The sequence below is a fragment of the Novosphingobium guangzhouense genome (assembly GCF_002896965.1).
In the GTDB taxonomy this organism is placed as follows: Bacteria; Pseudomonadota; Alphaproteobacteria; order Sphingomonadales; family Sphingomonadaceae; genus Novosphingobium; species Novosphingobium guangzhouense.
The window spans coordinates 1-6,210 of record NZ_LYMM01000090.1 but is presented as its reverse complement, the minus strand read 5'-3'; the positions used below and the strand labels follow the sequence as shown (position 1 = coordinate 6,210).

The 6,210-nt window shown below is 64.6% G+C and carries 7 protein-coding genes and 1 pseudogene; 3 read left to right on the top strand and 5 right to left on the bottom strand.

The features are described 5' to 3' along the window. A partial coding sequence (locus A8V01_RS25730; RefSeq protein WP_211295199.1) for a regulatory protein RecX occupies positions 1 to 355 on the bottom strand: 355 nt, incomplete at its 3' end. A gap of 151 nt (positions 356 to 506) precedes the next feature. On the opposite strand from A8V01_RS25730, the gene A8V01_RS25725 reads away from it, so the two are divergent. The 3 genes from A8V01_RS25725 (at position 507) to A8V01_RS25715 (ending at position 3,458) form a co-directional block, all read left to right on the top strand. After that, complete coding sequence (locus A8V01_RS25725) at positions 507 to 2,267, top strand: fatty acyl-AMP ligase (RefSeq protein WP_103099102.1); 1,761 nt, start codon at positions 507 to 509, stop codon at positions 2,265 to 2,267. A gap of 98 nt (positions 2,268 to 2,365) precedes the next feature. Beyond that, entirely contained in the window at positions 2,366 to 2,899 is a 534-nt protein-coding gene (locus tag A8V01_RS28850; RefSeq protein ID WP_170066076.1) for a hypothetical protein, read from the top strand. A 73-nt stretch (positions 2,900 to 2,972) separates the two neighbouring features. Continuing rightward, on the top strand, positions 2,973 to 3,458 hold the full coding sequence (locus A8V01_RS25715; protein WP_103099100.1) for a DUF421 domain-containing protein: 486 nt from the start codon (positions 2,973 to 2,975) through the stop codon (positions 3,456 to 3,458). On the opposite strand, the gene A8V01_RS25710 is transcribed toward A8V01_RS25715, so the two are convergent. The 4 genes and pseudogenes from A8V01_RS25710 to A8V01_RS29480 form a co-directional block, all read right to left on the bottom strand. Continuing rightward, positions 3,437 to 4,690 (bottom strand): MFS transporter, encoded by a 1,254-nt coding sequence (locus A8V01_RS25710; RefSeq protein ID WP_103099099.1) that lies wholly within the window; start codon positions 4,688 to 4,690, stop codon positions 3,437 to 3,439. The genes A8V01_RS25715 and A8V01_RS25710 overlap by 22 nt on opposite strands. 68 nt (positions 4,691 to 4,758) lie before the next feature. Next, complete coding sequence (locus A8V01_RS25705) at positions 4,759 to 5,199, bottom strand: DUF2721 domain-containing protein (RefSeq protein WP_103099103.1); 441 nt, start codon at positions 5,197 to 5,199, stop codon at positions 4,759 to 4,761. Between the two features lie 17 nt (positions 5,200 to 5,216). Next, positions 5,217 to 6,053, bottom strand: a complete 837-nt coding sequence (locus A8V01_RS25700) for a class I mannose-6-phosphate isomerase (RefSeq protein ID WP_103099098.1) — start codon at positions 6,051 to 6,053, stop codon at positions 5,217 to 5,219. A gap of 10 nt (positions 6,054 to 6,063) precedes the next feature. Then, positions 6,064 to 6,210 (bottom strand): annotated as a pseudogene (locus A8V01_RS29480) (mannose-1-phosphate guanylyltransferase); the annotation flags it as partial.

The following is a 6,210-nucleotide window of genomic DNA, read 5'->3' as shown; positions in this document are numbered from 1 at the left end:
GCTCGGCAGCGCCGGGCCGGGTCTCTGCCCGCAGGCTCTCGTCCACCCCCGCCTGCCCCAGCGCCTCGCCCACCCGCCGCGCACCATAGCCGCGCCGCAGCAGGCTGCCTGCCTTCATCCGCGCCCATGACGCATCGTCGACGTAACCCTTCTGCGCGTAACGTTCGACAAGAGCGTTGAGATCGGGCGCGCCGTCTTCGGACCAGCCGCGTTCCCTCAGCTTGCGCTGCAGATAAGCGCGCAACTTGGCTTGCGTCGTGGCGAAACGCGCGACATAGGCGAGCGCCAGTTCCTCCAGACGGGTTGGGTTGAGTGGTTGTGGTCCACGCTGTGGATTACGACGCTTGTCCGACATGCTGCCCTATTCGTGCCACAGTCGGCTTGGATTGGGGAGAGTGCGTGAGACCGCATCAGGGACGCAACACAGCTAACTCCGGTTCAGATTGATCCGGATAAAAGCGCCGGTCTCGCGAGAGTAACGGTATAACTACAACGGGTTAGATCATATGGCCGACACCATCGAAGTGGTGCCGAATTTGGGGCAGGCACTTATCCCCACCCCCAACGAAGATACGCTGGAGCGTATTTTCGCCGACTTCGCCACCTTTGGCGATGCCCTGGATTATGCCGCCAGGGGCAAACGCGGGTTCAATTTCCATGACCCGCGCGGCACCCTTACGCGCGTCTATCCCTTCTCCGAGCTGCGCGAAGATGCGCTCAAGGTCGCTTATGCGCTGATCGCGCGCGGGGTGAAGAAGGACGATCGCATCGCCCTGATCGCCGAAACCGGCGTGGATTTCGCAGCGCTGTTCTGCGGCGTGGTCTATGCAGGTGCCTGGCCGGTGCCGCTGCCGCTGCCCACCAGCTTCGGCGGCAAGGACAACTACATCGACCAGCTTGGCGTCCAGCTTTCCAGCTCGGACCCGGTGCTGCTGGTCGGCCCGGACGAGATCGCCGCGATGACCGCCGCCGCCGCTGAAAAACAGGGCTGTGCGCACGCCACCTGGGCGGACTTCGCCGCGAAGGACGCCGCGCCGGTCGAACTGCCCAAGGCCGATCCCGACGATATCTGTTACCTGCAGTATTCGTCAGGCTCCACCCGCTTCCCGCACGGCGTCGCCGTCACTCACCGTTCGCTGCTGTCGAACCTTGCCAGCCATAGCCACGGCATGGAACTGCAGCCGCTGGACCGCTGCATCTCGTGGCTGCCGTGGTATCACGACATGGGCCTTGTCGGCTGCTTCCTGTCGCTGATCGCCAACCAGGTTTCGGGCGACTATCTCAAGACCGAGGACTTCGCGCGCCGTCCGCTTGCATGGCTGGACCTCATCACGCGCAACAAGGACACCTCGATCTCGTATTCGCCGACTTTCGGCTACGATATCTGCGCCCGCCGCATCTCCAGCCAGAGCCCGGTCAGCGACCGCTTCGACCTGTCGCGCTGGCGCCTTGCCGGTAACGGCGCGGACATGATCCGCCCCGACGTGATGCAGAACTTCGTCAACGCCTTTGCCGATGCGGGCTTCAAGGCCACGGCCTTCCTGCCCAGCTACGGCCTTGCCGAAGCGACGCTGGCGGTTACCGTCATGCCGCCGGGCGAAGGCATCCGCGTAGAACTGGTCGAGGAAGAACGCCTTTCGGGCACCCCGCGCGATCTCAGCCGCCCGGCCCGCTACCGCGCCATCGTCAACTGCGGCAAGGCCGTGCGCGACATGGAAGTGGTGATCCGGGGCGAAGACGGCCAGCCGCTTGGCGATCACAAGATCGGCAAGGTCTGGTGTCGTGGCACCAGCGTCATGCATTCCTACTTCCGCGATCCCGAAGCGACGGCGGCCTGCCTCGTCGATGGATGGCTGGATACCGGCGACATGGGCTACATGACCGATGGCTACCTGTTCATCGTCGGCCGCGCCAAGGACATGATCATCATCAACGGCAAGAACCACTGGCCCCAGGATATCGAATGGGCCGTGGAACAGCTGCCGGGCTTCAACCACGGCGACATCGCGGCCTTCTCGGTCGAGACGGACAATGGCGAGGAAGCCCCCGCGGTGCTCGTCCACTGCCGCGTCTCCGATCCGGTCAAGCGCGTCGAACTGCGCGACCTGATCCGCGACAAGGTGCGTTCGATCACCGGCATGAACTGCGTGGTCGAACTGGTCCCGCCCAAGAGCCTGCCGCGCACCAGTTCCGGCAAGCTCAGCCGCGCCAAGGCCAAGAAGCTGTACCTTTCGGGCGAGATCGAGCCGTTCAAGCTGGCGGCCTGACCTTTCTGTACTGAACCAGACCAAAGACGGGGCGTCGCAAGGCGCCCCGTTTTTCATGCGCGGGAACTGCGGCGGCGCGCGCGGATTTCTCTTGCGCCATGCCTGCCGACGCGCCTTCCTCAGCCCCTTACGGCATCGATCCGCTCCATTGCGAAGTGCCACGCCTTGCCCGCTGGCGCACCCCGCTGGCCACCGCGGTATTCGTGGTGGTACTGGGCAGCGCCCTGCTTGGCTGGCTGGGTGGCGGACCGCCCGACGTTACCGAATACCGCACGCCGCTGGCTACCGCGACGCTCGAATATGAGCCGGTGCTGCGCAGCGGCAACTGGTTCGAAACCGTGCTCAACATCACGCCCCGGCGCGACGTCGCCGATCTTGTGGTCACGGTGGACCAGCCGCTGTGGCGCGGGATGAGCATCGATACCCTGACGCCCGATGCCGAAAGCGTCGAGGCGCTGGACGGCCGCTACACCCATCATTTCGGCAAGATGCGCGCGGGCGAGACGTTCCGCATGAAGTTCGATGGCCAGATCCAGCCGCGCGCGTTGCGCACCCTGTCCGGTTTCATCACGGTGGAGGACGGCACTCGCCCTCTCGTCTCGATGCCGGTGGGGGTGACGGTACTGCCATGAATGCCGGCCCTGCCCCTGCCCCTGCCCCTGCCCCTGCCCCTGCTTCTGCCCCTGCCGCCAACGAGGTGCCCTGATGGAAATCGTGATCCGCGCCTCGGTGATGTTCGTGCTTGTCTACGTCCTGCTGCGGCTGATGGGAAAGCGCGAACTGGGGCAGATGGCCCCGTTCGAACTCGTTTCGCTGATCGTGACGGGCGACCTGATCCAGCAGGGCGTGACGCATCAGGATTTCTCACTGACCGGGGCGATGCTCGCGATCTTCACTTTTGCCGCGTGGAGCTTTGCGATGGGGCTTGTATCCCATCGTTTCCCAAAGGCGCGGCGCGTGCTGGAAAGCCGCCCGGTGGTGCTGGTGCGCGATGGCCGCCTGCTCAAGAGCAATCTTGACGAGGAGCGGATCGACGACAGCGAACTGGCGATCGAGATGCGCCTTGCCGGGATATCCAGCCTCAGCCAGATCGCCTGGGCCATCCTGGAGCCGGAAGGCAAGATCAGCTTCATCCGCAAGGACGATGCGGATGCAGACCCCCGCTACGGTCAGGATACCGCGCCCGCCTGATCGTCCGGCTCGGACGCATCCCAGCGGGGCATCGGCGGCAGCGCCAGCAGCAGCGCGCCGCCCAGCACGCAGCCGATCGCACCGGCCCAAAGGAAGGGCTCGTATCCGCCGGCGGTATCGTAGACCTTGCCCGCGATCCATGGCCCCAGCCCGGAAGCCAGCGCCACCAGTGCCGACATGGCACCATAGATCATCCCGAAGTTTCGCATCCCCGCATATCCGGCAGTGAGGAACGCGGTGATCTGGGTCTTGGAGCCGGCCGCATAGCCGTTGATGACCAGTGCCGCGATCAGGGCGGGCATCGAATCAAGGAAGCGGATCAGCACCACGAACGTTACCGCCGTCACCCCCATCGTCAGGCTGCCCGTCCAGTTGGGCCGGAACCGGTCAAGCAGTGCGCCCGTCACCAGCTTGCCGACGATCCCGGCGATGCCCCCCAGCGAGAGCAGCCATGCCGCTTCGCCGCGCGCGACGCCCGCTTCCGTCAGGATGGGGAACAAGTGGATGCTCAGCCCGATCGTCATCATCATCACCACGAACGAGGACACCGCCACCTGCAGCAATGCCACGCTGCGCAGTGCCTCGCGCTTGTGCAGGCCCGGCAGCACGGTGCGCACGGTGCCACCGCCCTTAGGCCGGCGGTCGTGCGCGTCGCGCAGGAACAGCCAGCACAGCAGCAGCGTCACTCCGCCCCAGCCGAGCCCGAACCACACATAGGCCGCGCGCCAGCCGAAGCTTTCGATCAGGAAGTTGCCAAGCGGCGGCACCAGCGTCTGCGCGATAGCCGGGCCAGTTACCGCAAGGCCCAGCGCAAGGCCCCTGCCCTTGTCGAAAGTGCCGGCCACCGCAGTGGTCCAGATCGTCGACTTGATGGAGGTGAGGATCAGTCCGAAGGCGATCCACATCACCACCCATTGCAGCTTGGAGCCACTGGCGAAGGCGAACATGCAGGTTGCCCCCATCGTCACGACGACGCCCGGCAGGCCCAGCCGCCGCGATCCGAACCGGTCGATCAGCGCACCGTAGAAAGGCGAGAGCAGAGCGGTCACGCCGGTCGCGATCGCCGGTCCCATCGACAGCGTTGCCCGGTCCCACCCGAAGGCACGCTCAAGCGGTTCGATGAACAACCCGGTAGCGGAAATCAGCACCGAGAAGAACGAGAAACCCGCCATCGCCGCAACCACCACCGGCCAGCCGCGCTTCCATTCCTGCAATGCCCCACCATGCGCCATAGTTCATCTCTCCCGCGTGGGAGACTAGGCCAAAGTGTGCAGAGTCCAATCGCAGCGGCGATGACGCGTCAGATCTGGCGGTGAAGTTCCAGATAGTCCGTCGGAATGCGCAGCGCATCGGCCGCTACCTGCGTTTCGCGCAGGAACAGAACAAGCGCGACCAGCAGCAGCACGATCGCCGCCAGGAAGGTCAGCGCCGCCGCCGCGTGCCAGTCCATCCCGCCAAGGCCGGACAGGAACAGCACCGCCACCGTCACGCCGATCGCCAGCGCCGACAGCACCATGAAGCGAACCGCATGGGTGATCAGCGTCATGCGCCGGTTCACCAGACGCAGTTCGCTGACGATCATGTCGTGCTCCATCCCTTCGGTCCTGCCGTAGCGCTCCTGCAGGGTGCGCGCGCGGTCGACCACGCGGCCAAGGCGCGTCGAGAGGATGTTGAGGATATTGCCGATGGCGACGAGCACGAACACAGGCGTCAGCGCCAACTGGATGGTCTGGACGATCATGTCCCCGTCATGCACCGTCAGGTCGTGACTTTACAGGGCCTCGCCAGCAGGCACAGGCCGTTTTCCGCAAATCGCACATCGTCGAGGGTCATCGCCAGCGCGCAACCTCCGGGAGCGACGGACTCACCCGCCACTTCGACATCGCCTTCGCGCGGGATCACCAGCAGCGCATCGGGATAGCGCGCGGCAACTTCGTGCGAGGGCACACCCGCCACCTGATCCAGCACGAAAAGCGGCCCGTCCACCAGCACCTGCGAGGCATCAAGCGGCACGCGCTTGTGCCAGGTTTCCCGCGAATAGGGCTCTCCATGAGACACGGCCATGCCTTCTTCCAGATGCAGTTCGCGCGGGCGGCCATAGTCATAGAGGCGATAGGTGATGTCGCTGTTCTGCTGCACTTCGATCAGGCTGACGCCCGCACCGATGGCATGCACGGTGTTCGCCGGGATGTAGAAGAAATCCCCCGGCACCACTTCATGCCAGGTCATCAGGTGTTCGATCGACCCGTCCAGAGCAGCGGCGCGCATCGCGTCTTCGCCGATTTCCTGGTCGAAACCGATGCCCAGCTTCGCGCCCGGTTCGGCAGCGATGATCAGCCAGCATTCTTCCTTGCCCTGCCGGCCAATGCCCTTCGCCAGCGTTTGCGCATCGGACGGGTGAACCTGAACCGACAGCGCTTCGCTGGTAAAGATGTACTTGACCAGAAGTTCGGGCAGAGCGGCGGGAGGCTCGAACCAGATTTCACCGATGCGCTGCCCTTCGGGCGCCTCGAACGGTGCAGGCAACACAGCCTTGCCCCAAGGCTTCTCTACCTGCCGGATGGACAGCGAAGAACAATCCTGGGCTGTGGTCATACAATGATACTCACTGATTCTTGGCACCGAAAAGATTGCCGACCTTCTGGACGCCTGCAACCGTGGTAATCATGATATCGTCACCGTCGACGACGACGATGACGTCTTCAAGGCCGATCACCGATACGCGCGGGCCATCACTGTCGACCAGCACGTT

Coding starts and splice junctions, on each gene's coding strand:
- A8V01_RS25715 (WP_103099100.1), top strand. CDS start 2,973: ATGGAAATCGTGATCCGCGCCTCGGTGATGTTCGTGCTTGTCTACGTC.
- A8V01_RS25725 (WP_103099102.1), top strand. CDS start 507: ATGGCCGACACCATCGAAGTGGTGCCGAATTTGGGGCAGGCACTTATC.
- A8V01_RS25710 (WP_103099099.1), bottom strand. CDS start 4,690: ATGGCGCATGGTGGGGCATTGCAGGAATGGAAGCGCGGCTGGCCGGTG.
- A8V01_RS28850 (WP_170066076.1), top strand. CDS start 2,366: ATGCCTGCCGACGCGCCTTCCTCAGCCCCTTACGGCATCGATCCGCTC.
- A8V01_RS25705 (WP_103099103.1), bottom strand. CDS start 5,199: ATGATCGTCCAGACCATCCAGTTGGCGCTGACGCCTGTGTTCGTGCTC.
- A8V01_RS25700 (WP_103099098.1), bottom strand. CDS start 6,053: ATGACCACAGCCCAGGATTGTTCTTCGCTGTCCATCCGGCAGGTAGAG.